Here is a 23,068-nt window from a genome sequence, read left to right as displayed (position 1 = left end):
CGCTCGGTGATCTGCGACGCGAGGGGCGAGGCCGTGGCCCGCGCCGTGCGGCCGGGGCTGCTGGACGGGATGCGCGAACTGGAGGAGCGCGTGGAAGCGCTCTATGGCGAGATCATCCCCGAAGGCGAAGCCGACTATGAGGAAGACGCCATCATGGGCATCGTGCGCCTGAGCGATGCCGTCATCGGCCCGAAGCCCGAAGGCCGCAAGCCGTCGCTCTACCTCGTCAACGGGCGGCACCTCGTCGTCGGGCGGGGCAGGGCGGACGTGCGCCGGGTCATGATGGGGTTCGGGCTCTCGAAGCCCCGCATCCAGGGCATCAGCCCCGGCGAGAAGTTCGAGGACGGGCGCACCGCCGAGGAAATCATCAAGACAGCCGTGTGCGTCCCGGCGCTCATCGGACGCATGGAGGATTCATGAGCCGGAATCAGGCCGAAGAACTCGTAGCGGCTATCCGCCGCGCAATGATCCCGGATGACGGGTTGCCTCCCGGAGTCGGCGGGGACATCATCCGGGCCTTACGGACGGAACTGGAGCCTTTCATCCGGCTGGCGTCCGTCCCATACTGCGAGTACATGGACGAGAAGGCCGCCGCGATTTATTGCAGTACCCCTGTAGCAACCTTGCAACGTAAGCGTAGCGAAGGGAAAGGCCCGATATTCATTAAGGACGGAGCCAAAGTGCTGTATGCCCGCCGAGATTTGGACAAGTACATGGAAGCCAGAAAGGTCAGGACGTATGATGAATAGACTTGGCTGTTTTTTCAATGAGCTTCAAGGCATCCCATTTGGCGTCGTCGGTGAGTTTGGCGTACCGTTGCGTCGAGCGCAGGTTTGCATGCCCCACCAGCTTGCCGATGGTGTAAAGGGGGACATTCTGGCTGGCCAGCCACGAACAGAACGTATGGCGAAGCGTGTGGATCACCACTTTGAAGCGGGGATCGGTAACGCCGTCGTTCAGGCCGAGGATGTTTACGGCCTTGGTAAAGGTCTTGCTCAGAGAAGTGGGGTGAGGCGCAGCACCTTGGTTTGTCGTAAAAAAGAAGTCTCCATTTCGGGATGGGACAATGCTCCGCAACAGATTGGAAACCGTTTCGTCCATGAACGCCTCGCGCCTGCCCGTTTTCCCGTCGATGTAGATCAGATGGTGCTCAAAGTCCAAGTCTTGCCCGCGCATACGCAGAATTTCACCGACACGCATACCTGTGTGCAGAGAAATGACCGCAACACGATACACGCGGCAGGAAAGGATTTCGAGTACCCCGAGCAGGCGATCCGCTTCGACAGGCGTAAGAAAGCGTTGTCTCGCATTATCAACCGGGATTTGGCTTATTTTGGGAACCTGCCCCGAATACATACCCCATTCGATCATGCGTCTGAATACGTTGAGCATGTCCATCAAGATGGATTTGATGGTAGAAGGTGCAAGAGTACGCCCCAGAGTATAGCTTTTCCCCCTGTCAGTGCGGTGAATGGTTGTGGTTTTCATCAGCGTCGCCCTGAAGGTTTCAAGTTCAAGGCTCGTGATTTTGTGCAAAGGCGTATTGGCAAAAAAGGGCTCGATATGCATGGCGTAGTGGTATTTAAGTATCCGCTGACTGCCGCTCTTCAAGAATGGGAGGCGTTTTTCGCTGAAAATTTTCCACGCCTGACCGTATGTGAGGATCGGAGTTCTAGCTGTGTTCGGAAACATCTCTGGATGTCGAAACTGGCGAATGCGTTCAGCACGGAGTTCACTGGCAAGTACAGCGGTATAGCCCTCGCTCTTCCAGCCGACTTTTTCCCAGATCAGCTTGCCATCGGCCTTGTAGGTAAACTCGAAACAGGCATCAGGCTTTCCCTGATAGCGTCTCGTTGTGCTTGTGCGGACGTATACGCCGGTGTACTTAGTCTTCTCACGGATGGCCATTTGTGCTTACCTTTTGCTAACCCAAGATCAGAAATGCTAACTGAACAACTAACCAGACGCGCATACCACAACAAAGCATGTACAAATTGGAATGCTGTGATTGCAAGAGGTTGTATATTGCAGAAAGAGCTAGAAAAAGGCAATCAATTCTATGTATGCAAAAAATCCTTTTGCATCCGTGTAGCTCCAGAACAAGGTGAGAGGGGAGGCTCGAAAAAACGGTCCTTTGGTGAGTGGCTTTTTTCGTTTTATCCCATGCAAGGGAAGACGACAATACTGACCCCGCAAACAGTTATGACCGAAAAGGGGAGGGCACGGTGGATTCGGACAACTGAGAGGGGAAAAACCGCAGCCGGCATGTAAGGTGAGCTCCAACGATGATTCCTCTTGCCTGCGGGGGAAGAGACGCTTATTTAACACCTATGAATACAACCGAAACTCCACTTTTCAAGCTGCGGACCGAATACGTCCCCACAGGCGATCAGCCTGCGGCCATCGAGCAGCTCGCTTCCAACATCGAAGCGGGCGTCAGGGATCAGGTCCTGCTTGGTGTTACCGGATCGGGGAAGACCTTCACCGTGGCCAACGTCATCGCTCAGGTCAACCGGCCCGCGCTGGTGCTTGCCCCGAACAAGACCCTGGCAGCACAGCTTTACAATGAATTCCGCGCGTTGTTTCCGGAAAACGCCGTTGAATATTTCGTCAGCTACTACGACTATTATCAGCCGGAAGCCTATGTTCCCGCGTCCGATACGTATATTGAGAAGGACTCGGCCATCAACGACGACATCGACAAGCTCAGGCACGCGGCTACCCATGCCCTGCTGACGCGCCGGGATGTTATCATCGTCGCGTCAGTGTCCTGTATCTACGGCCTTGGCTCTCCGGAATACTATGCCCGTTTGATCATTCCGGTCGAGGTCGGTCAACGTGTCAGCATGGACGCAATCATCACCAAGCTTGTGGATGTTCAGTACCAACGCAATGATATGGATTTTCACCGGGGAACGTTTCGGGTTCGCGGCGACGTGCTGGAAGTGATTCCGGCGTATGAGCACGAACGTGCCTTGCGTCTGGAATTTTTCGGAGACGAGATTGAAGCCGTCCGGGAGATCGACCCGCTGACAGGTGAAATCTTGGGGAATATCGGGAAAACCGTCATCTACCCGGCAAGCCATTACGTATCGGACAGGGATAACCTGGAGCGGGCCATGTCCGACGTCCGGGACGAGCTTGGTGAGCGGCTGCGCTTGTTCCAGTCCCAGAACAAGCTGGTTGAGGCGCAGCGCCTGGAACAGCGCACGCAGCTTGATTTGGAAATGATGCAGGAATTGGGCTACTGCACCGGCATCGAGAACTATTCCCGGCATCTGGATGGCCGCAAGGAGGGAGATCCCCCTGCCACCTTGCTCGACTATTTTCCGGATGACTTTGTGCTGTTCGCCGACGAGTCCCATATCAGTATTCCGCAGGTCGGCGGCATGTTCAAGGGAGACCGTTCCCGGAAAACGACGCTGGTGGATTTCGGCTTCCGGCTGCCGTCCGCTTTGGATAACAGGCCGTTGGAATTTCATGAATTTTTGGAACGTCTGAACCAGGTAGTCTATGTTTCGGCAACGCCGGGCAAATGGGAACTGGAGCGTTCGCAGGGGATCGTGGCGGAACAGATCATCCGCCCGACAGGCTTGCTTGACCCCGAAGTCGAGGTCCGCCCCGTAAAGGGGCAGATCGACGATCTGCTTGGGGAATGCCGGGCCCGTGTGGAAAAGCATGAGCGCGTGCTGGTCACGACGCTGACCAAGCGCATGGCCGAGGACTTGACCGAATATCTGAATTCGATGGGCGTTGCGGCCCGCTATCTGCATTCGGACATCGACACGATGGAACGCATGGCCATCATCAAAGCCCTGCGGGCGGGTGAGTTCGATGTGTTGGTGGGCATCAATCTGCTGCGCGAAGGCTTGGATATTCCCGAAGTTTCCCTTGTCACTATCCTGGATGCGGATAAGGAAGGTTTTTTGCGGTCCACCGGATCGCTTATCCAGACGTTCGGACGGGCGGCACGTAATGCCGGCGGAAAGGTTTTGCTGTATGCGGACACGGTGACGGCGTCCATGCGCGCGGCTATGGGCGAAACGGCCCGTCGGCGCGCGAAGCAGCAGGACTGGAACGAAACGCACGGCATTACGCCGACGACCATCAGTAAGCCGCTTGCCACTCCTTTTGACTCCCTGTACACCTCCTCAGGCGAAGGAAAGGGAAAGCGGGGGCGGGGGAAACAGGCCAAACAACCTGCGGAAGCCTCTGCATCCGTGGACATCACGGCCCAGAACGTGGCCCGGTATTTGAAGCAGTTTGAGCGCGAGATGCGCGATGCCGCCCGGGATCTGGAATTCGAGAAGGCGGCTGCCTTGCGGGATCGCATCAAGCAGCTTCGGGAACAGTTTTTGATTGCTTAGCCTCGGCAGCGGGGCAACGAAGGATGACGCCATGAATCAAGGGACGCTGCAATCCCTTTTGGTCGAGGATGCCGATAAAAAACGTTTGGAAGAGCTCCGTGCGTTTGTGATTTACCATAACCATCGGTATCATACGCTGGATGCGCCGGAAATCACCGACGACGAATACAATGCCGCCTTTCAGGAGCTTCTGAGGCTGGAAGAGCGGCATCCCGAATGGCGATCGCCGGATTCTCCGACGAACAGGATCGGCGGACAGGTGTTGTCGTCGCTGGAAACCAAGGCCCATACGCGGCGGATGTACAGCCTGGACAACGTGTTCGATGCGGAGGAGTGGCAGGGCTTTCTCAAGCGCCTGGACAACGCCCAGGAAGGGCTTGAGCATACTTTTTGGTGTGATCCGAAAATGGACGGCCTCGCCCTTGAGCTTGTGTATGAGAACGGGCGGTTTGTCGAAGCACTGACGCGCGGAGACGGCGAAGTCGGCGAACTCGTGACGGAGGCCATGCAGACGGTGCGCAACTTGCCCAAAGTGCTGCACGGCGATGCCCCTGAGCGTCTTGAAGTGCGGGGGGAAGTCATTTTCCGCAGAAGGGATTTCGCCTTGCTCAATGAGCGGCTGCGGAAGGAAAATCTCAAGACATTTGCCAATCCGCGCAATGCTGCGGCCGGCTCCATACGCCAGCTGGATACCTCGGTTACCGCGTCCCGTCCGTTGCGGTTTTTGGCGTATGGGTTTGGGGATGTCCGGTTCGGTGGGGTGCAGCCGTGGAGTACGTATGAGGAGGTCATGGGACGGCTCCGTGACTTTGGGTTCGAGACGCCGCCCGGAGGCCGCCTCTGCCGGGGTTCCGAAGAAGTGGAAGCCTATTACGCCTCGCTGAGTGAAAAACGGGAGTCGCTGGCGTACGAGATCGACGGCGTGGTCATGAAGCTCAATGACCTTGAGGCACAAGAGGCGCTGGGCTATACGGCGCGGGCTCCGCGGTTCGCCGTTGCGTGGAAGTTTCCGGCGCAGCAGGCGACGACCCTGTTGCTGGATATTACCGTTCAAGTGGGGAGGACGGGGGTTCTGACCCCGGTGGCCGAATTGGAGCCGGTGAACGTCGGCGGTGTGCTTGTCAGCCGGGCAACCCTCCACAATGAGGATGAAATCCGCAATCGGGACGTCAGAATCGGCGATCGTGTGGTGGTCCAGCGCGCCGGGGATGTCATCCCCGAAGTGGTGCGGGCCGTACTTTCGGAACGTGCCCCGGATTCGCAGCCTTTCGTTTTCCCCCATGTATGCCCGTCCTGCGGCCAGGCCGCGTCCCGTCTGGAAGGGGAAGTGGCTTGGCGGTGCGTGAATGTTTCCTGTCCCGCCATGATCCGGCAATCGTTGGCGCATTTCGTGTCCAAGGCCGGACTCGATATCGAAGGGCTCGGCCAGCGCTGGATCGAACTGCTTGTCGCTTCGGGACGGGTCAAAACCCCTGCCGATCTCTTTACGCTCAGGGTTGACGAGCTCTTGCATTATGAGCGGATGGGTGTAAAACTCGCCACCAAGTTTGTGGATTCGTTGGATCGGGCTAAAAAAGAAGCGACGTTGCAGCGTCTTCTTTGCGCGCTCGGCATCCGGCATGTGGGTGAGCAGACGGCGAAAACATTGGCGGCGACGTACGCCGATATGGACGTGCTGAGAGCGGCGAGCCCTGAAGAATTGCAGAATTTGCCGGATATCGGCCCGGAAGTGGCAAGTTCCATTAAGGCATTTTTTGACGACGAGCCCAACGTGGCCTTGTTGGCGCGGTTGCGGGAGCTCGGGCTGTGGCCTGTGCGCCAGGAGGCGGCGGTGGCTTCCATGCCAGTGGGACCGCTCGCCGGGCAGAAGATCCTCTTCACCGGATCGTTGTCCATTCCCCGCTCAAAGGCACAGCAGATGGCGGAAAACGCAGGTGCGGAAATCGCTGGCAGCGTTTCCCGCAGGCTGAATCTGCTGGTCGTCGGGGATGAACCGGGCTCCAAACGCGAAAAGGCTCAGGCATTAGGCATCCGCATCGTGGACGAAGCCGGTTTTCTAGCTCTGTTGCAGGCGGACAATGAGGTGACGGCGTCTTCTTCCGAAAACGCGGCACAGGATTCTGAATAAGGAAAGAGGGTGGGGAAAATGAGTCTTTCTATTATCGTGATGGGCGCTTCCGGGCGCATGGGTACGACCATTGCCAATCTTGCGAAAGAGCAGGGCATGACGCTTGCGGCCGTACTGGAACGTCCGGAAAGGCTGGACGCGCTGGCCCATTGGGGATGCCTCGCCGGAACGGATCCCGAAGTCGTGTACCCGCAGGTTCCCGGGGCCGTCGTGATCGATTTTACGGCACCGGAAGCGAGCCTTGCCAATGCCCGGTGCGCCGTCAAGAACGGCAACCCTATCGTCATCGGGACGACGGGCTTCACCCCGGAGCAAAAGGCGGAGCTGGATGCAATCGCCCAAAACGGACGGGTGTTTTGGTCCCCGAACATGAGCGTCGGTGTCAATGTCCTTTTGGAACTGTTGCCCGAACTCGTGCAGATGCTCGGCCCGGATTATGACTTGGAAATGGTCGAGCTGCATCACAACCGCAAGAAGGATTCCCCAAGCGGTACGGCGTTGCGCCTCGCCGAGTCTTTGGCTTCGGCCAGAGATTGGGACCTCAAGGATGTTGCCTGCTACCACCGCGAAGGCATCATCGGAGAGCGCCCCAAGAAGGAAATCGGCGTTCAGGCCATCCGCGGCGGTGATGTGGTCGGCGTGCATACCGTCTATTTCATGGGCCCCGGAGAGCGCATTGAGGTGACGCACCACGCGCACTCGCGGGAAAACTTCGCTCAGGGTGCGCTGCGTGCCGCGAGCTGGTTGCCAGGGCAGCCGGGCGGCAAGGTATATGCCATGGGCGATATCTTGAAGTCGAGGTTGAAATAATGTCGAGTATTCCTGCCAAGGATTGGAAATCGGTCTGGGAACTGCTGACCTCCGGCATCCGCGATTATGTTCGGAAAAACGGCTTCACGGATGTCGTTCTCGGCCTTTCCGGGGGCATGGATTCCGCACTTGTCGCGGCGCTTGCCGTCGACGCGCTGGGCAAGGACCACGTGCACGGGGTGATGATGCCGTCCCCGTGGTCGAGTGAGGGAAGCATTACCGATTCCGAGGCACTGGCCGCCAATCTGGGGATGGAAACGTTCACGGTTCCGATTTCGCCGATGATGGAAGCCTTTGAAAAAGCGCTTGCCCCCGCCTTTGCCGGAAGGGAACGGGATGTCACTGAAGAGAACATCCAGTCCCGCATCCGCGGCGTGATCATGATGTCGTTTTCCAACAAATTCCACTGGATGCTTTTGGCTACGGGGAACAAGTCCGAAGTGGCCGCCGGGTATTGCACGATGTATGGGGATACCTGCGGCGGTCTGGCTCCCATTGCCGACTTGTACAAGACGGAAGTGTACCAGCTCGCGCAATGGTTCAATGAGCGCGAAGGGATGTGCGCCATTCCTCAGAACATCTTCGATAAGGCGCCGTCGGCGGAGTTGCGTCCGGGCCAGAAGGATCAGGATTCTTTGCCCGAGTACGATATGCTGGATTCGATCCTTCATGCGTTGATTGAAGAATCGAAGCGGGCTGAGGATATTGAGCTGCCCGGCGTCACGCCTGAAGATGTCAATCGTGTGCAATCCCTTATGCGTAGGAGTGCCTTCAAGCGCCTTCAACTCCCCCCGCTGCTGCCTGTCGGTAACCATGCCTTCGGCGTGCATGTCCATATGTAACGGATAGATCGTTGATGCAAAAAAAGCCTCTCGAAATCCGGGAGGCTTTTTTTTGATCTTATGATCCCAAAAACGGGATAATCAAGCGCCCTTTTTGGCTTTCGCCGCTTGGCGCAGCCAAGAGTACCATTTTTCGAGCCCTTCGCCCGTGCGGCAAGAAACCTCAAAGAGGGCCAGATCCGCATTGAGGTGGCGGGCATGGCGGGCGGCAACCTCTACATCGAAATCCACATAGGGCAGGAGATCGATCTTGTTGAGGACCATCGCACTGGCACGGTTGAAAAGGAGTGGGTATTTTTCAGGCTTGTCGTCGCCTTCGGTTACGCTGAGCAGGGCGATCTTGGCGTCTTCGCCGCAATCGAATTCGACGGGGCAAACGAGGTTCCCCACGTTTTCGATGAACAGGATATCGATCTCGTTCAGATCGAAAGCACCTAGAGCTTCCATGACAAGGTTGCTGTCGAGGTGGCAGCCGCCGTCCGTATTGATCTGCACGGCCTTGGCCCCGGTGGCGGCGACGCGGCGTGCGTCGTTGTCCGTCTGGAGGTCGCCTTCAATGACGGCCATGCGAAATTCGGAAGCCAGATCCGTAAGCGTACGCTCCAGCAGAGACGTTTTGCCCGCACCGGGAGAGCTTATGAGATTCAGGGCAAGGATGCCGTGTTTGGCAAACTGATCTTTCAGGCTTGCCGCCAGCTTTCCGTTGGCTTCAAGAACATTACGAATGACAGGTATTTCCACAATAAGCTCCTTTATTCCGCCTCGATATGCTGGACGTACAGCTCGCGGCCCGTTTCCATTGAATGCCCGTATTGCTCGCCGCAGGCTGGACACGGCGCAAAGAAATGCTCTCCCTTGACGGCCGGGAAAGTATGTCCGCATTGGGAACACTTGAGAGTGATGGGAACCTCTTCGGTTTCCAGCACAGCGCCTTCGAAGTCGGTTCCCGCCGTAAGCGCCTCAAAGGCAAAGGAAAGGGCTTCCGGGACGATGTTGGAGAGTGCTCCATATCGTACCCGTACCAGTAGCAGACGATGGACGTCATGCTTTTCCATCTCTTCGCGGACAATGGATAACAGGCTTGTAACGACAGACATTTCGTGCATGGCAGAACTTCTCTGGTTGATTCCTGGGACAAGGCTCGGCAGTTTTTGGACAGAGGCACAGGGAAGAAGTGTAGGCGAAAAAGAGTGGTGAGTCCAGCCGGACGGATGAGAAGGGGAGACTTGCTTGACCGTTGTTCCTGGCGGGCGTAGGTCACATGAAACGCCGTCGGGCGGTATCCTTTTGAGGAGGGCATGATGCAAAAGATCGACGCGCATTCGCATGTGGGCTATTTCGGCGGGTGGGCCGACGTTGGGTATACGGACGAGCAGATGGTCGCCGAGATGGATCGGTACGGTATCGAAAAGTCCGTTGTGAGCTATATGGACAATACTGTAGTGGAGCAGGCTGTGAAACGTTTCCCCGATCGCTTTGTGGGGATTACGTGGGCCAATCCATACGAAGGGGACAAGGCCGTCGAAACGGTCATCCGCGAAGTCCGTGAGCACGGTTTTCAGGGGATTAAGCTGCATCCTCTTCTCAATGCCTTTACGGCTAATGACGCCGTGGTGCATCCTCTGATGGAAGTGGCGCAACAGATGGATTTGCCCGTATTCATCCATTCGGGGCATCCACCTTTTTCCCTTCCCCACAGCATCATTCAGCTTGCGGAAGATTTTCCAAAAGTACGGATCGTGATGGTCCACATGGGACATGGAAACGGCATCTATATTCAGGCCGCCATTGATCTTTCCAAGAAACACGACAATGTGTACCTCGAAACATCGGGTATGCCCATGCACACCAAAATCCGCGAGGCCTACAATACGGTCGGTAGCGAACGGGTTTTCTGGGGGAGCGATGCGCCGTTCCATCATTACCGGGTGGAAATGTTGCGAACGGAAGTCTGTGGATTGCCGGAGAGCGCTCTTGAGAATATTTTTTACCGCAATATCAAGCGGTTTTTAGCACTTTAGTTTAGAGCTACAAAGAAGAAAAGCCCCGCATGACGGGGCTTTTTCTCATCGGGAAGAGAAGATAAGCAGGAGCGCCAATGCGGTGAAGATGCAGGCGGTGATCCGGTTGAGGATGATCTGACCTCGGATGGAAGCGTTGAACCATTCGGCAAGCCTGCCGCCAAGGAATGAAACGCCTCCGAAGACGGCCAGCGTAGCGAGCTGGAAGAGGAGGCCAAGGGTGACGATCTGAAGCGGGACATTCCCGAGTTCCGGCTTGGCAAACTGTGGAAGGAAGGCGAGAAAGAAAAGTGTGACCTTGGGATTGGTAATGTTCATGATCACACCCCGCCGATACAGGGCCCAGTATCCGGGAAATGTACTTTGCTCCAGCCATGCCCTGGAGGCGCCGCTACGGAAAGAAAGCCATGCCAGATACAGCAGGTAGGCCGCCCCTGCACATTTCAGGACTGTAAAGGCCATCTCGGATGTTTGAAACAGTGCCGCAACGCCGAGGGCAACGGCTGCCGTATGCCCGAAGAGCCCGGTCATCAGCCCTAACGTGGTCACGATACCGGCCCGAAAGCCATACAGGGCGGACTGGGTTAAAACAAAAATGTTATCGGGTCCGGGGGCCAGCCCCATCACTATGGCGGTAACAAAAAACGCTCCGAGGGTTTCGAGAGGCAGCATGTTCACATTCCCTATGGCATTGATGTGTAATGACAGGCCGTATCTCTAATGCCTCGAAGCGGAAAAAGCAAATCCCAAACGAGCGGATCAGCCGAGCTCCATATGCCGATGCTCCACGGAAACAGTATAGTCTTGCCGTTTGAGTGCCCGCATGAGTGCCTCAGTCATCGCCACGGAACGGTGTTTCCCTCCCGTACATCCTAAGGCGATTGTGATGCGGTAGCGCCCCTCAGCATCATAAAGAGGCAGAAGAAAAGATAAAAAATCAATAAGCCGCTTTTTGAATTCTTTACCCGAAGGTTCACTGAAAACATATTCGGCTATGGCGCTCTCTTTTCCCGTCTGTGGCCGCAGTTCTTCAACGAAGTAGGGGTTGGGGAGAAAACGCAGATCAAAGACGAGATCCGCTTCGCGGGGGACGCCGTATTTGAATCCGAAGGAAATGAGATTGACCTTGATGGTATGAAGCCGCTCTAGGGTGCTGTTCCATTTGCGCTGAATGATCCGCCGCAAGTCATGGATGGAAAAGGAAGATGTGTCGATGACCTTATCGGCGATTTCCCGGACGGGGGCAAGGCGTTCCATTTCTTCGCGTACGGCTTGTTCCAAACCGACCCCCTCCCGTTCAAGCGGATGGGGACGGCGGGTTGTGGCATAGCGCCGCATGATGACGGCCGGATCCGCCTCCAGATAAAGGATCTTTGTGCGGAATCCCATGCCGGACAGCCGATGCAGCGCCTGATCAAGTTCGGCCATGAACTCGCTGCGCCGCTGATCGAAACCGAGAGCTATGCCATGAGAAGGCTCAACGGAGGAACTTTGCAGAAGGCGTACCATTTCGGGCATGAGTTCCGGAGGCACCCCGTCCGCTGTGAACAGGCGCATGTCCTCGAAGACATGGAGCACAGTACTTTTGCCCGCGCCGGAGAGGCCGGTGATGATGAAAATCGGCTTATCCGCATTCGTTTTGGGACATTCAGAAGCGGAGTCCGTCGGCTTTTCCGCGGCATGTTCAGGAAGGAGAGGCTGATCATCCGTCATGGTATTTTCCGTAGTAACAGTAAGCCCGTCCGGTGGAGACTCCCCGGACGGGCTTGTTGAAATCGCTTTGTGTACCGGCACAAGCCCTAGAAGATGGGATCTATCAGTCCAAGGTTACCGTTCTTACGCCGATAGATGACATTGATGCGATCATTTTCCGAATTCAGGAACGTGAGGAATTCAAAGTCATTTGCATCAAGCTGCATGGCCGCCTCGTCGGGGCTCATGGGCTTGGGAGAAAAATGGTCTCGCCCGGTGATCGTGCGTTCTCCATCTTCTTCCGTCACTTCAAATGTGTATACATCGATATCGTTAGCGCGTCCCTTACGATGGATTTCCTTATTACGGGAAACGAACTTCTTGACCTGAGCTTCCAGCTTATCAAGAACGAGGTCGATGGAGGCGTACATATCTTCCGAGACTTCGCTGGCGGCAATGTTGATGCCGTCACCGGTAAGCTGAACTTCCACGCGCTGGCGGAACTTATCGACCGCCATATTCACCTGCGCATCAAGAGCGGGATTCTTGCCGAAGAATCTTCCCAGCTTCTCCATACGGCGGCGGGCATACTTACGCAAATGTTCAGACGGCTCGAAATTCTTGAAAGTAAAGGAAATGTGCATGAAGCCTCCTTTGGCTGATAACCGGTCCGCACAGCGGATACCGAGATATCCGCAACGGACATTGCTTTGTCAGGCATGACTTCTTTACAACAGCCTTTTAGGGGTCCTGTCAAGGGTTCTCAAGCGGCCTCGAACGGCTAAAAATGGGCCTTTCTCCTGGACGAGGACGGAATATCCATTGCCATCCGGTACTTGGCTACCGTTCTCCGGGCTATGTTCACTTTCAAGTGTTCCTTGAGAATTTCGCCGATGCGTTCATCGGAGAGAGGATTTTTAGGATCTTCCTCGCTGATGCATTTCTTGATGAGCGCCTTGACGCTCTCCGAACCCACCTGGCTTCCGTCATCCAGCTCTAGCGCGCTGTTGAAAAAGAATTTGAGTTCGTACACGCCGAAGGGCGTTGCCACATATTTGTTGGTCGTGATGCGGCTGACCGTGGATTCGTGCATGTTGATATCATCGGCGATGTCTTTCAGGATAAGCGGTTTGAATTTGCTGATCCCTTCCTCAAAAAAGCCGCGCTGGTGTTTAACAATACTTTCGACGACCTTATACAATGTCCGCTGCCGCTGGTGCAGGCTTTTGATAAGCCACGCTGCGGAACGGATTTTTTCGTTGAAGTATTCTTTTTCCTTGCTTGACGCGTTTTCCGATGCGTTATCATACACAGGGCTCAAGTGCAGATTCGGCAGGCCGTCCTCATTAAGGACAATGAGGAATTCCCCGTCCACCTTGTAAACAAAGACGTCAGGGCTGACAAAGGTGGACACGCCTTCGCCAAAACTCGCTCCGGGCATGGGATCAAGGGACTGGATGATATCCAAATATTCCTTGAGTTCATCCATATCCAGCCGGAATTTGCGGAGCAGGGGCTTGTATCTGTGGGATTCCAGATCTTCAAGGTGATCGCGCACGAGATCGACAAGTACCTGATCCCTGTCATATCCCAATGCTTTTATCTGGATGAGGAGACATTCTTGCGGAGTTCGGGCGGCGACACCTACCGGATCGAATAGTTGGATGGCCTTAAGGACCGTCTCCACCTCTTCGACAGTGGGCCATGCTTTATCTTTCGCTTCGGCGGTCGAAGTCTCGCCAGCAAAATCCGCCCGCGCCATCTCCGCCATTTCCTCAAGAGATGCTTGAAGGTAACCGGAAGAAGAAAGATTTCCGATAATGATTTCACCGAGTTCTTTCTGGTCATCGGAGAGGGAGGAAAGGCGGAGCTGCCACATGAGGTGGCTTTCAAGAGTGGGGCTGGAGGCATATCTGGCCTCCAGAGAACTCATTTCTTCGGGGAGTTCATAGTCTCTGGGCTGGACTTGCTGCGGGGTACTTGCGAATTCTCCGAGATAGTCTTCCCAGTCTTCGGAGCGGGCCACTTCCCGATCGTATGTAGGCTCATCTCGCGGGGATTCGGGACGGACTTCTACGGGCGGCTCGTTGGATGGCTCATCCTGCATTTCTTCGAGGAACGGGTTTTCCAGCAGCTCGCGCTGGACCGTTTCCACAAGCTCCAAACGGGATAGCTGCAATAGGCGGATAGCCTGCTGCAATTGTGGTGTCATCACCAGCTGTTGTGAAAGTTTAAGCTGCTGTCTGAGTTCCAATGCCATGCAAATATCCCGTTGTCATAAGAGTCTGTCCAACCCGCAGGTACACCTTGTGAGAGGAGGGGAACCGACGGTAACCGTCAGGCGAAGAGCAACAGGGCATCTTTATGCCTTACATGCAGGGATTATGCCACATGCTTAGAGATGTTGCAAGAACAGGGACGCTTTTTTTCTCTGTTCTTTTCTCGGAGATGTTTATTGGATGAAAAAGAAATGAGAAAAAGACTGGTTATCGTATTCAACTCACAAAAAAAGATCGGTACCGGAGCACACGATCTTTTTTTATAATCACAGAGAATGACGGAATATGGCGTCTCAGAGCGAGAAACCTTCTCCAAGATACACGCTCCGGGCCTGTTCGTTATTGACGATGGTTTCCGGTGTCCCGGAAAGAACGACCTGCCCCTGCACCATGAGGTAGGCCCGGTCGCAAATCGTCAGTGTTTCACGGACATTGTGGTCAGAGATGAGAACTCCGATCCCACGATCGCGCAAGGCGCGCACCAAACCTTGGATATCACCCACCGCAAGAGGGTCAATGCCGGCAAACGGTTCGTCGAGCAGGACGAATTTCGGTTCCCGGATAAGCGCACGGGCGATTTCCAGACGCCGGCGTTCTCCTCCGGACAGGTGCATGGCGTGGGATTTTTCCAGTCGGGTGAGACCGAAATCTTCAAGCAATACATCCGCCCTTTCTTTCTGCTCCTTACGGGGAAGGCCCGTATGCTCCAGAATAATCTGAAGATTTTGACGCACCGTAAGTTTTCTGAAGACGGAACTCTCCTGCGGGAGGTAAGAAATGCCCACACGTGCGCGCTCATGGAGCGGCCACGTGCCAATATCTTGATCCTCAAGGAGAACCCGTCCGGAAGACGGTTTGATGATCCCGGTCAGCATATAGAACGAAGTGGTTTTACCCGCCCCGTTCGGGCCGAGCAAACCGACGATTTCCCCTTGGTTCACTTCGGGGGAAACACCGCGTACGACCTCACGTTGGCCGTACCATTTGCGCAAGTCAACGCCGGACAATCGGGCCATCAGCGGTTCCCTCGGATCGGGCTGGAGTTTTTAGAGCCGGAAAAGACAGCTTCGACGCGCTTCTTGGACCCGCCCATGACTTCGCTGCGGTTTTCTTCCGTAAAGTACTTGATGGTTTCCCCGGTAACGGTGTTTTCGCCATCAGTCAGGCGAGGATCGCCTTCCATGAGAAGAACGCCGTCATCCATCGTATAGGTTGCCTTCGCGCAAGTTCCGTTGCGGTTTTCACTCTTCATGCGCACATTCCGTTCGGCGACGATGCGATCGACGTCACCGGCTGCCATTCCGGCAGGCATACCGCCTTTTTCGCCTTCTTTCTTCTGGGCGTCGCCTTTGGGTGGCTTCAAATAAACCGTGATCCTATCGGCCCATATTTCAATGTCGGGACGTACCACATGGACGTTTTTATCAAAGATGACAAGTTGCTTTTCAGCAAGATAGGTCAATTGATCGGATGTGATCCGCGTTTCAACATTCTTGGCGGGTTTTGGGGGCGTCACCGGTGCCGCCCACAGCGGGGCGGAGCAGAAGAGGCTCAAACTCAGTGTGGTTATACCTAAAAAAAGTTTTTTCATGATGTTTTCCTAGCTGTAATCCGTTGGATCTATGACGGGCTTATTTCCTTGCAGGTTGAGGCTATTCTTGCTGTGGATTGGCTTGCGGTTCGCGCGGAGAAGGTGCTGCATTGGCGTTTGGGGCGTCGGGGCGGGGCTTGAGTACGACCAGCACGCCTCCCGAACCATGCATTTCGTTGGTAGCAAGATCCCATGTAAAAAAGGTGGCCGTCCCGGATGCCGTGGGGCTTTCAAGCGCAGCCCCCTCGGGGAAGGTCATGAGGCGTTTATTGGCGTCGTAATTCATGCGCGAACTGGTGATGACGTCATCATAGCGAGTGATGACGACATCATCCCAGAGCGTGAGAAAACGCTGGTTGTCGGTGATTTTCCCCAGCTGGGCCTGCACATCGAGAACATCGTCGTCGGGGTTGCTTGCGGAGCCTTCGCCGAGCGCATAACGGACGACGGGTTTGTCCACATCGATCGTGTCACCGTTCTGGGACATATGGGCCCAGCTCGCTTTGAGACGCCACAGCTCCAAGCCTTTATTTCCCTGGAACAGATTGATCCCCTTGATGGCCAACCCAGCCACTTCCTCAAGCGGATTGCCGGATTGCGTGGCGTTGCCTTGAAGCTTCGCCCCGTCAAGGGACTTAATGCCGCCCTTGTTGGCGACATCAAGCAATCTGCCGATCAGCGTTGTTTCTCCGCCACGTTTCGCGACGTACCAACCTCCGGCGAGAAGCGCCACCAGCGCGGTAATAAGCAGGATTCGTGAACGTTTCATTCCAAGCGCATCCAGTGCTCAAGCAGAGCTTCCCGTTTCCCTTGGCAAGTCAGCAGCAAGTCGACAAATTCCCGGACGGCGCCGCATCCGCCTTCTTTTTGCGTCACGAACTTCGCCAGTTTTTTGACGTCCGGCATGGCATTCGCGACGGCAGCGGGCAGCCCCACGCGGGACATTGGTGCGAGATCGACCCAATCATCTCCAAGATAGGCGATTTCCTGCCACTCAAGGGACATCCGTTTGCGCATCCCATCCAGAATAGTACATTTGTTGTCGGCCCCGCCATGATACTCGGCCACGCCAAGGACTTCCAGCCGTCTCACGACACAGGGCACATCCATGCCCGACAGGACGGCGACTTCAATACCCGCCGTTTTAGCCAGCCGGATGCCGATGCCGTCGAGGACATGGAACCGCTTCATGACCAGCCCGTTGGCGTCATAATAGAGGCCGCCGTCCGTCATGACGCCGTCCACATCCAGGACGAGAAGCCGGATGTGCTTGGCGAGGCTTTCAATCGATTCGCGCCGGGGAGTGGGAGAGTGGCCGGATATCCCGGTCCCATCGGGATAGAGAGTATTACAAGTCATAAGGAATGTTCCATATGGCTGAAAGTTGCTTCAAAAGCGCCGGAAGCTTGGCTACGGGCCAGCTGTTGGGGCCGTCGCACAGGGCCTTGTCGGGATCCGGGTGGCATTCCATGAAAATGCCGTCCACTCCCGCCCCTGCGGCGGCACGGGCCAATGTGGGCACGTGATGCCGTTCACCGCTGGAGCAGCTGCCTTGCCCTCCGGGAAGCTGAACGGAATGCGTCGCGTCGAAGATCACCGGGACGCCCAATGCCCGCATAATAGGTATGGAACGGAAGTCGACCACGAGGTTATTGTATCCGAAAGAGGAGCCCCGTTCCGTCAGAAGGATGCAGTCATTGCCAGCCGCGGTCACTTTATCGCGCACGGGGCCCATATCCCACGGAGCCACAAACTGGCCTTTCTTGACGTTGACGACGCGCCCCGTCCGCGCCGCCGCCAAGAGCAGATCCGTCTGGCGGCATAAAAAAGCGGGAATCTGAAGGATATCTGCTACCTCACCTACAGGTCCGGCCTGTTCGGGCAGATGGATGTCCGTCACAACGGGCAACCCCGTTTCCTCTTTAATCCGAGCCAGCCACTCCATGCCTTTGACCAGGCCCGGACCGCGGAAACCTTTCCCTGAGGTTCTGTTGGCCTTATCCCACGAACTCTTGAAGACGGCAAACAGTCCGGCTTCCTTGCTGGCTTCGGCTACGGCATGCGCCGTGTCCAGCGCCAATTCGAAACTTTCCAGGGCACAGGGGCCCGCAAAAATAAAGTGGTCCTTCCGAAGCTGACCATAGAGTTCGTCCGATGTCATCATGGGCATTCCTTAGCGTTGAAAGGAGTTCTCGCTTGGAGACGACCTTGCGGTCATTCCGGTTTTGTCGCCGGAATGACCGCAAAGGAATAAGCATTATGGAAGGGAAGTCTACTTCTTGCGAGCCAGGCAAGACGCACGGATGAAGTCTTTGAACAACGGATGGGGCTTCATCGGGCGGGACTGGAATTCGGGATGGAACTGGCAGCCCAGGAACCACGGGTGATCGGGGATTTCAACGATTTCCACCAGCGTGCCATCGGGGGACTGGCCGCTGAAAACCATGCCCATATCCGCAAGGCGTTCCCGGTAGGCGTTGTTGAATTCGTAGCGGTGACGGTGGCGTTCGTTGATATTGGCCGTTTTGTAGGCTTCGAAAGCGTGCGTCCCTTCCGAAATGGCGCAGGGATACGCACCGAGGCGCATGGTCCCTCCCTTGTCGCTTTCCGCATCGCGGCGCTCCACGGCCTTTTTGCGGAAATCGTACCATTCAGTCATCAGGTAGATGAGCTTGTCCTTGGCGAACGGGTTGAATTCTTCGGAGTTGGCTTCCTCGATGCCGACGACGTGGCGGGCGAATTCGATGACCGCGCACTGCATACCGAGGCAGATCCCGAAGAAGGGCACATTGTTTTCACGGGCATACCGGATGGATTCGATTTTCCCTTCGACGCCGCGGTACCCGAAGCCGCCGGGCACGAGGATGCCGTCAGCGCCTTTGAAGGTCTCTGCGACGTTTTCGGCGGTCACCTCTTCGGAATTCACATAGCGCAGATCCACGGCGACCCTGTTGGCGATGCCGCCATGCACCAAAGCTTCGTGAAGGCTCTTGTAGGCTTCCTTCAGTTCGACATACTTGCCGACGATGGCGATGGTGACCCGGCCCTGCGGATTCTTGACGTTGTGGACCAGCTCTTCCCACGGCTCAAGCTTGGCGTTGCGGGCGGGCAGGCGCAGCATGATGGCGACCTTTTGATCCAACCCTTCCTCATAGAGTTTCAATGGCAATTCGTAGATGTTGCTTACATCCACGGCGGAAAACACGGCGTCCTTGTCCACATTGCAGAACAGGGCGATTTTGGCGCGGAGGTCGGCGGGGACGGGCTCTTCGCAGCGGCAGAGGATGATGTCAGGCTGGATGCCGATCGAACGGAGCTCCTTGACGCTGTGTTGCGTGGGCTTGGTCTTGTGTTCTCCGGCGGAACGGAGATAGGGCACGAGCGTCAGATGGATGTACAGGCAATTGTCGCAGCCCAGTTCGGAGCGGAGCTGGCGGATGGCTTCAAGGAAGGGGAGGCCTTCGATATCGCCCACCGTGCCGCCGATTTCGATGATGGCGACGTCGGGAGCGGGATTTTCGGGCTCATCCTTGGCGAGGCTGAGGATGGCGTTTTTGATTTCATCAGTGATGTGGGGGATCACCTGCACCGTTCCGCCAAGGTAGTCGCCGTGGCGCTCCTTGGTAATGACCTTATAGTAGATGGAACCCGAGGTCGTGTTGTTTTTCTGGGAGAGCGCCGTATTGAGATAGCGTTCGTAGTGCCCCAAATCGAGGTCCGTTTCCGCCCCATCATCCGTAACGTACACTTCGCCGTGCTGATAGGGGTTCATGGTTCCGGGGTCCACGTTGATATAGGGATCAAGTTTTTGGATGGTCACGGTCAGCCCGCGCGTTTTCAACAGCGCGCCGATGGAAGCCGCCGAAAGCCCTTTGCCGAGAGAGGAAAGGACGCCACCAGTGATGAAGATAAACTTGGTCTTCATGAAAAACCTCGAGTTATGATTTTCCCGCCGTGACGGAGGGGATACAGTGTACGAAACTCGCTCTGAAACAGGATACATCAGAAAAGGAGAGAACGCGAACACAAAAAGCCCGCCTGAGCGGGTCGACATGCGGCTGGTTCTGTAACAAAAGCAACGCCTTTGATTGGGAAATGTGGGGACACTCCGTCTGTTCCAAAGCCGTAATTCCTCTGCTCCTCAGCAGGCCATTCAGATGCACGCAAACAATATCCGCCAACTATAGGCCGTTTTCAGAAAAAAAACAGCCATTGACTGAAAAGAAACACCCGCATAAAGTAAATCCCCCATTCCAGACTGGCTCCCTTTTTTTCTTGGCGAGGGAACCCAACTGGATCATGCAGGCGCGTTATCGCTTTTTCAGTAAGTAAGCTTTTAATTTTTATGCAGGAAAAGGGTGGACAATGAGTCAGGTCAACACGCTGGTCATTACCGGATACGGCACCAACTCGCATCAGGAAACAGCGCATGCCGCACGTCTGGCCGGTGCGGACAGGGCTGATGTGGTGCATTTTTCCGACATTGTGGCTGCGAAGGTCCGCCTGAGCGAGTATCAGTTCCTTGTTTTCCCCGGCGGATTCCTTGATGGCGACGATCTCGGGGCGGCACAGGCCGCGGCACAGCGCTGGCTGCATCTTTCCGACGCGGAAGGCCAGCCTCTGCTGGACAGCTTGAACCGGTTCGTCGATGCGGGCGGCCTCGTGCTGGGAATCTGCAACGGATTCCAGCTGCTCGTCAAGCTCGGCGTACTCCCCGCGTTGGACGGGAAGCGTTTTGAGCGGCAGGTTTCCCTCAGCCATAACGACTCCGCCCGCTATGAGGACAGATGGGTCCAGCTCAAGCCGAACCCCGACAGTCCGTGTATTTTCACCAAAGGATTGGCTGTCCACGGCGTGCTGCCGATGCCTGTCCGTCATGGCGAAGGCAAACTCGTGGCCCGCGATGCCGCGACTTTGCAGCGGTTGCAGGACGAAAACCTGATTGCTTTGCAGTATACGCATCCTGAAACGGGCGAAGCCACGCAGGAGCATCCTTGGAATCCCAACGGTTCTCCACTGGCCATTGCCGGCCTGACGGACCCGACCGGGCATATCCTCGGCCTGATGCCGCACCCCGAAGCGTTCCACCACGCCACCAACCATCCCGGCTGGACACGCGGGGAAGTCGCCGTGCCCGGAACCGCACTCTTTGCGAACGCTGTCCGGTACCTGCGCGAGAACCCAGTCAACCACAGCTAGGATGCGCCGGTTCGGCAAGACAGAGGAATTGGAAGCATGAAACAGTCGGAACTCATTGCGCTCATTGAACGGACGGCACCGCTCGCGATCGCCGCGCCGTGGGATAAGTCGGGTGTTCAGGTCGCTTCCGCACGGCAGGATATCAACCGCCTCGCCGTGTGCCTTGATCCGACGCCGGAATCCATCCGCATCGCGTTGTCCGGGGGGGCTGAAATGATTTTGGCCCATCACCCGTTGACGATGGAGGGGCGGTTCACCGATCGGCTGGACAGCTACCATGAAGTCCTTTCGCTGTTGTTTCGGGCCGATGTGCCGCTGTATTCGGCGCATACGTCCCTTGATGCGAATCCTTTGGGTCCGGTTTCCTGGTTGGCGGACGAGCTGGGGCTTTGCCGTATTCCTTCTTCTGACACGAAGGATGGCGAGGCAGGGCATGGAATGCCATTGCCGCTGACCGTGCTGGAACAGACGGGGACAATGGAGCGGGGCGGCGGTTCGTATGCCTGCGGCTTCGGCGTCGTCGGCGATTGTGCGGTTGACATGACCCCGGAAGATCTGAAAAAAATGTTGGCCCTATGGCTGGTGGGGAGTTGCCCCCGCTTGGCTGGGGCCTTGCCTGAGCGCATCCGCCGCATTGCCATCTGCCCCGGATCGGGAAGTTCGCTTGCGCCTGAGGCCGCTGCATGTGGCGCGGACTTGCTCATTACCGGTGACTTGAAGTATCATACCGCGCTTGATCTTCCCCTTCCAGTGCTGGATGTGGGGCATTTCAGCCTTGAAGAAGAGATGATGCGGCGTTTTGCCCTGCAATTGAAAGAGAATGTGTCTGATGTCGCCGTGCAGTTCGTGCCCGCGCAGGATCCTCTTGCGCCGTTTTCCCCCACAGACTGAGGCGTAATCCGTTATCAGATTTCAGGAGAAGAGTTGTGAGCCTTTATCTCGAACAAATCCGCCAACTCGTGGCCCTTCAGCGCGTGGACGATGCCATCCATTCCGTGGAGATGGAACTCGAACAGGCCCCGAAAGAATTGGAAGATCTCAAAAACCGTTTCGCCGCCACGAACACGCAGCGCGAGCGGGTGCTGGAAAAGCTTGCGCATTTGAAGGAACAGGAAAAGCGCATCACCGGCGAACTTGATGACGACAGCAGCCGCATCAAGAAGAGCAAGAACAAGATGATGCAGGTATCCAACTCCCGGGAATATCAGGCTATGGCCCGGGAAATGGACAATATGGAAAAGGTGAACCGTTCCCGTGAAGAGGAACGCACCGCCTTGTTGGAAGAAAAGCTGCATCAGGATAACGCTCTGCAGGAAGTCGACGCTATATGGGCCGACCTCAAGGCCGAGCTGGAAGCCAAGCAGATCAGCCTCGAAACGCGGCAGGACGAAGCCCGCAAGCGTTTGGATGAGCTGGCTCAGGTGCGTTCCGAAACTGGCTCCGCTGTGCCGCGTCCCGTCCTTGACCGCTATGAGTTCATCCGCCGCCGTCTGTCCCATCCCGTGATCGTACCCGTGACCGCCGGGGTCTGTTCCGGTTGCCGGATCATGATCCCCCCGCAGACGTTCATTGAACTGCAGGGAGGCCATAAGATCATCAACTGCCCCAACTGTCAGCGCTTGATTTACTGGGTGGAGCACTTCAACGAAGAGACCAACCAGACGGCTGATGAAATGGCGCACCACGCCGAATAGTTTTTGAGTTTTCGGGAGCCGGATGGATTGTCGCCGCGTCCGTCGCGTTTCGGCGTGACGGACGGAGAGGAAAGTCCGGGCTTCACAGGGCAGGACGCTGGGTAACGCCCAGGGGGAGTGATCCTCGGAGAGCGCCACAGAAAGCAAACCGCCGCCTTCGGGCGGTAAGGGTGAAACGGTGGGGTAAGAGCCCACCAGTCGGCACGGTGACGTGACGAGCTCGGCAAGCCCCGTTCGAAGCAAGACCAAATAGGGAAGCGGATCGGCCCGATCAACGCTTCCGGGTAGGTTGCTTGAGGGTACAGGTAACTGTGCTCCTAGAGGAATGACAGTCGCCATGCCGCCCGCAAGGGCGGAGTGGTACAGAACCCGGCTTATAGTCCGACTCCCGATTTGAGGCTCCGGTGACGGTTTTTGCATATGCAGACTTCACCGGGGCTTTCTC

General features: G+C 56.2%; 23 protein-coding genes and 1 other RNA gene. 11 read left to right on the top strand and 13 right to left on the bottom strand.

The genetic code is table 11. The annotated features are described in order from the left end of the window. A partial coding sequence (locus T370_RS25380; protein WP_029435652.1) for a hypothetical protein occupies positions 1 to 420 on the top strand: 420 nt, incomplete at its 5' end. Further along, positions 417 to 749 carry a MerR family transcriptional regulator gene (locus tag T370_RS0110160; protein WP_009378582.1) on the top strand — a complete coding sequence of 111 codons (333 nt, stop codon included), beginning with the start codon at positions 417 to 419 and terminating at the stop codon, positions 747 to 749. The genes T370_RS25380 and T370_RS0110160, both read left to right, overlap by 4 nt. Here the strand turns inward: T370_RS0110160 and T370_RS0110155 are convergent. Then, complete coding sequence (locus T370_RS0110155) at positions 730 to 1,908, bottom strand: tyrosine-type recombinase/integrase (protein WP_029435651.1); 1,179 nt, start codon at positions 1,906 to 1,908, stop codon at positions 730 to 732. The genes T370_RS0110160 and T370_RS0110155 overlap by 20 nt on opposite strands. Before the next feature lie 422 nt (positions 1,909 to 2,330). Here T370_RS0110155 and uvrB point away from each other — a divergent pair, with 422 nt between their 5' ends. From uvrB to nadE, 4 genes are read left to right on the top strand one after another with little or no spacing between them, the layout of a single operon-like run. Further along, complete coding sequence (gene uvrB / locus T370_RS0110150; protein ID WP_005026761.1) at positions 2,331 to 4,367, top strand: excinuclease ABC subunit UvrB; 2,037 nt, start codon at positions 2,331 to 2,333, stop codon at positions 4,365 to 4,367. 31 nt (positions 4,368 to 4,398) lie between these two features. After that, positions 4,399 to 6,495, top strand: coding sequence for an NAD-dependent DNA ligase LigA (gene ligA / locus T370_RS0110145; protein WP_029435650.1), 2,097 nt, complete (start codon positions 4,399 to 4,401; stop codon positions 6,493 to 6,495). 18 nt (positions 6,496 to 6,513) lie between these two features. Further along, positions 6,514 to 7,305 (top strand): 4-hydroxy-tetrahydrodipicolinate reductase, encoded by a 792-nt coding sequence (gene dapB, locus T370_RS0110140; protein WP_005026765.1) that lies wholly within the window; start codon positions 6,514 to 6,516, stop codon positions 7,303 to 7,305. Next, positions 7,305 to 8,147, top strand: coding sequence for an NAD(+) synthase (nadE, locus tag T370_RS0110135; RefSeq protein WP_029435649.1), 843 nt, complete (start codon positions 7,305 to 7,307; stop codon positions 8,145 to 8,147). The genes dapB and nadE overlap by 1 nt, the downstream gene beginning before the upstream one ends. An 81-nt stretch (positions 8,148 to 8,228) precedes the next feature. Here nadE and hypB read toward each other — a convergent pair whose 3' ends face one another. Beyond that, complete coding sequence (gene hypB / locus T370_RS0110130; protein ID WP_005026769.1) at positions 8,229 to 8,888, bottom strand: hydrogenase nickel incorporation protein HypB; 660 nt, start codon at positions 8,886 to 8,888, stop codon at positions 8,229 to 8,231. A gap of 11 nt (positions 8,889 to 8,899) precedes the next feature. Continuing rightward, positions 8,900 to 9,253 (bottom strand): hydrogenase maturation nickel metallochaperone HypA/HybF, encoded by a 354-nt coding sequence (locus T370_RS0110125; protein WP_009378575.1) that lies wholly within the window; start codon positions 9,251 to 9,253, stop codon positions 8,900 to 8,902. Between the two features lie 195 nt (positions 9,254 to 9,448). Between T370_RS0110125 and T370_RS0110120 the strand changes: the two genes are divergently transcribed. After that, a complete protein-coding gene (locus tag T370_RS0110120) occupies positions 9,449 to 10,168 on the top strand; it encodes an amidohydrolase family protein (RefSeq protein WP_029435648.1) in 720 nt (239 codons plus the stop codon). A 45-nt stretch (positions 10,169 to 10,213) separates the two neighbouring features. On the opposite strand, the gene T370_RS0110115 is transcribed toward T370_RS0110120, so the two are convergent. The 10 genes from T370_RS0110115 to pyrG form a co-directional block, all read right to left on the bottom strand. After that, on the bottom strand, positions 10,214 to 10,840 hold the full coding sequence (locus T370_RS0110115; protein ID WP_005026775.1) for a LysE family translocator: 627 nt from the start codon (positions 10,838 to 10,840) through the stop codon (positions 10,214 to 10,216). An 87-nt stretch (positions 10,841 to 10,927) separates the two neighbouring features. Continuing rightward, positions 10,928 to 11,881, bottom strand: a complete 954-nt coding sequence (rapZ, locus tag T370_RS0110110; protein ID WP_029435647.1) for an RNase adapter RapZ — start codon at positions 11,879 to 11,881, stop codon at positions 10,928 to 10,930. 86 nt (positions 11,882 to 11,967) lie between these two features. After that, a complete protein-coding gene (hpf, locus tag T370_RS0110105) occupies positions 11,968 to 12,504 on the bottom strand; it encodes a ribosome hibernation-promoting factor, HPF/YfiA family (protein WP_005026779.1) in 537 nt (178 codons plus the stop codon). A gap of 137 nt (positions 12,505 to 12,641) precedes the next feature. Beyond that, positions 12,642 to 14,120 (bottom strand): RNA polymerase factor sigma-54, encoded by a 1,479-nt coding sequence (gene rpoN, locus T370_RS0110100; RefSeq protein WP_029435646.1) that lies wholly within the window; start codon positions 14,118 to 14,120, stop codon positions 12,642 to 12,644. A 312-nt stretch (positions 14,121 to 14,432) separates the two neighbouring features. Next, complete coding sequence (gene lptB, locus T370_RS0110095; RefSeq protein WP_029435645.1) at positions 14,433 to 15,155, bottom strand: LPS export ABC transporter ATP-binding protein; 723 nt, start codon at positions 15,153 to 15,155, stop codon at positions 14,433 to 14,435. Continuing rightward, positions 15,155 to 15,730: an LptA/OstA family protein gene (locus T370_RS0110090; RefSeq protein ID WP_005026787.1), complete on the bottom strand. Its 576-nt coding sequence runs from the start codon at positions 15,728 to 15,730 to the stop codon at positions 15,155 to 15,157. Before T370_RS0110090 ends, lptB begins: the two co-directional genes overlap by 1 nt. 61 nt (positions 15,731 to 15,791) lie before the next feature. Further along, entirely contained in the window at positions 15,792 to 16,499 is a 708-nt protein-coding gene (gene lptC, locus T370_RS0110085; RefSeq protein WP_029435644.1) for an LPS export ABC transporter periplasmic protein LptC, read from the bottom strand. Beyond that, positions 16,496 to 17,089: a KdsC family phosphatase gene (locus T370_RS0110080; protein WP_034506215.1), complete on the bottom strand. Its 594-nt coding sequence runs from the start codon at positions 17,087 to 17,089 to the stop codon at positions 16,496 to 16,498. The genes lptC and T370_RS0110080 overlap by 4 nt, the downstream gene beginning before the upstream one ends. Beyond that, positions 17,079 to 17,900 carry a 3-deoxy-8-phosphooctulonate synthase gene (gene kdsA / locus T370_RS0110075; RefSeq protein WP_029435642.1) on the bottom strand — a complete coding sequence of 274 codons (822 nt, stop codon included), beginning with the start codon at positions 17,898 to 17,900 and terminating at the stop codon, positions 17,079 to 17,081. The genes T370_RS0110080 and kdsA overlap by 11 nt, the downstream gene beginning before the upstream one ends. Before the next feature lie 102 nt (positions 17,901 to 18,002). Then, positions 18,003 to 19,655, bottom strand: coding sequence for a CTP synthase (gene pyrG, locus T370_RS0110070; RefSeq protein WP_029435641.1), 1,653 nt, complete (start codon positions 19,653 to 19,655; stop codon positions 18,003 to 18,005). A gap of 440 nt (positions 19,656 to 20,095) precedes the next feature. Here pyrG and T370_RS0110065 point away from each other — a divergent pair, with 440 nt between their 5' ends. From T370_RS0110065 to rnpB, 4 genes are all read left to right on the top strand, one after another. Beyond that, positions 20,096 to 20,929: a phosphoribosylformylglycinamidine synthase subunit PurQ gene (locus tag T370_RS0110065; RefSeq protein ID WP_005026795.1), complete on the top strand. Its 834-nt coding sequence runs from the start codon at positions 20,096 to 20,098 to the stop codon at positions 20,927 to 20,929. 36 nt (positions 20,930 to 20,965) lie between these two features. Beyond that, the gene (locus T370_RS0110060; RefSeq protein ID WP_029435640.1) at positions 20,966 to 21,820 is read left to right on the top strand and encodes a Nif3-like dinuclear metal center hexameric protein; all 855 of its coding nucleotides are present in this window, start codon (positions 20,966 to 20,968) and stop codon (positions 21,818 to 21,820) included. A gap of 35 nt (positions 21,821 to 21,855) precedes the next feature. After that, positions 21,856 to 22,623: a zinc ribbon domain-containing protein gene (locus T370_RS0110055; protein WP_029435639.1), complete on the top strand. Its 768-nt coding sequence runs from the start codon at positions 21,856 to 21,858 to the stop codon at positions 22,621 to 22,623. A 14-nt stretch (positions 22,624 to 22,637) separates the two neighbouring features. Further along, an RNA gene (rnpB, locus tag T370_RS23580) (RNase P RNA component class A) lies at positions 22,638 to 23,016 on the top strand. Positions 23,017 to 23,068: the final 52 nt, after the last annotated feature.

Origin of the sequence: Bilophila wadsworthia ATCC 49260 (genome assembly GCF_000701705.1) — a bacterium.
GTDB classification, from domain to species: Bacteria; Desulfobacterota; Desulfovibrionia; order Desulfovibrionales; family Desulfovibrionaceae; genus Bilophila; species Bilophila wadsworthia.
This window is presented reverse-complemented; position numbering and strand designations above follow the sequence as displayed.

What these genes read in the sequence shown, in the direction of transcription:
- T370_RS0110080 (WP_034506215.1), bottom strand. Translation starts at nt 17,089, where the DNA reads ATGACTTGTAATACTCTCTATCCCGATGGGACCGGGATATCCGGCCAC.
- nadE (WP_029435649.1), top strand. Translation starts at nt 7,305, where the DNA reads ATGTCGAGTATTCCTGCCAAGGATTGGAAATCGGTCTGGGAACTGCTG.
- T370_RS0110090 (WP_005026787.1), bottom strand. Translation starts at nt 15,730, where the DNA reads ATGAAAAAACTTTTTTTAGGTATAACCACACTGAGTTTGAGCCTCTTC.
- kdsA (WP_029435642.1), bottom strand. Translation starts at nt 17,900, where the DNA reads ATGCCCATGATGACATCGGACGAACTCTATGGTCAGCTTCGGAAGGAC.
- ligA (WP_029435650.1), top strand. Translation starts at nt 4,399, where the DNA reads ATGAATCAAGGGACGCTGCAATCCCTTTTGGTCGAGGATGCCGATAAA.
- T370_RS0110065 (WP_005026795.1), top strand. Translation starts at nt 20,096, where the DNA reads ATGAGTCAGGTCAACACGCTGGTCATTACCGGATACGGCACCAACTCG.
- hpf (WP_005026779.1), bottom strand. Translation starts at nt 12,504, where the DNA reads ATGCACATTTCCTTTACTTTCAAGAATTTCGAGCCGTCTGAACATTTG.
- lptC (WP_029435644.1), bottom strand. Translation starts at nt 16,499, where the DNA reads ATGAAACGTTCACGAATCCTGCTTATTACCGCGCTGGTGGCGCTTCTC.
- T370_RS0110125 (WP_009378575.1), bottom strand. Translation starts at nt 9,253, where the DNA reads ATGCACGAAATGTCTGTCGTTACAAGCCTGTTATCCATTGTCCGCGAA.
- T370_RS0110060 (WP_029435640.1), top strand. Translation starts at nt 20,966, where the DNA reads ATGAAACAGTCGGAACTCATTGCGCTCATTGAACGGACGGCACCGCTC.
- rpoN (WP_029435646.1), bottom strand. Translation starts at nt 14,120, where the DNA reads ATGGCATTGGAACTCAGACAGCAGCTTAAACTTTCACAACAGCTGGTG.
- T370_RS0110155 (WP_029435651.1), bottom strand. Translation starts at nt 1,908, where the DNA reads ATGGCCATCCGTGAGAAGACTAAGTACACCGGCGTATACGTCCGCACA.
- T370_RS0110120 (WP_029435648.1), top strand. Translation starts at nt 9,449, where the DNA reads ATGCAAAAGATCGACGCGCATTCGCATGTGGGCTATTTCGGCGGGTGG.
- lptB (WP_029435645.1), bottom strand. Translation starts at nt 15,155, where the DNA reads ATGGCCCGATTGTCCGGCGTTGACTTGCGCAAATGGTACGGCCAACGT.
- rapZ (WP_029435647.1), bottom strand. Translation starts at nt 11,881, where the DNA reads ATGACGGATGATCAGCCTCTCCTTCCTGAACATGCCGCGGAAAAGCCG.
- dapB (WP_005026765.1), top strand. Translation starts at nt 6,514, where the DNA reads ATGAGTCTTTCTATTATCGTGATGGGCGCTTCCGGGCGCATGGGTACG.
- T370_RS0110115 (WP_005026775.1), bottom strand. Translation starts at nt 10,840, where the DNA reads ATGCTGCCTCTCGAAACCCTCGGAGCGTTTTTTGTTACCGCCATAGTG.
- pyrG (WP_029435641.1), bottom strand. Translation starts at nt 19,655, where the DNA reads ATGAAGACCAAGTTTATCTTCATCACTGGTGGCGTCCTTTCCTCTCTC.
- uvrB (WP_005026761.1), top strand. Translation starts at nt 2,331, where the DNA reads ATGAATACAACCGAAACTCCACTTTTCAAGCTGCGGACCGAATACGTC.
- T370_RS0110160 (WP_009378582.1), top strand. Translation starts at nt 417, where the DNA reads ATGAGCCGGAATCAGGCCGAAGAACTCGTAGCGGCTATCCGCCGCGCA.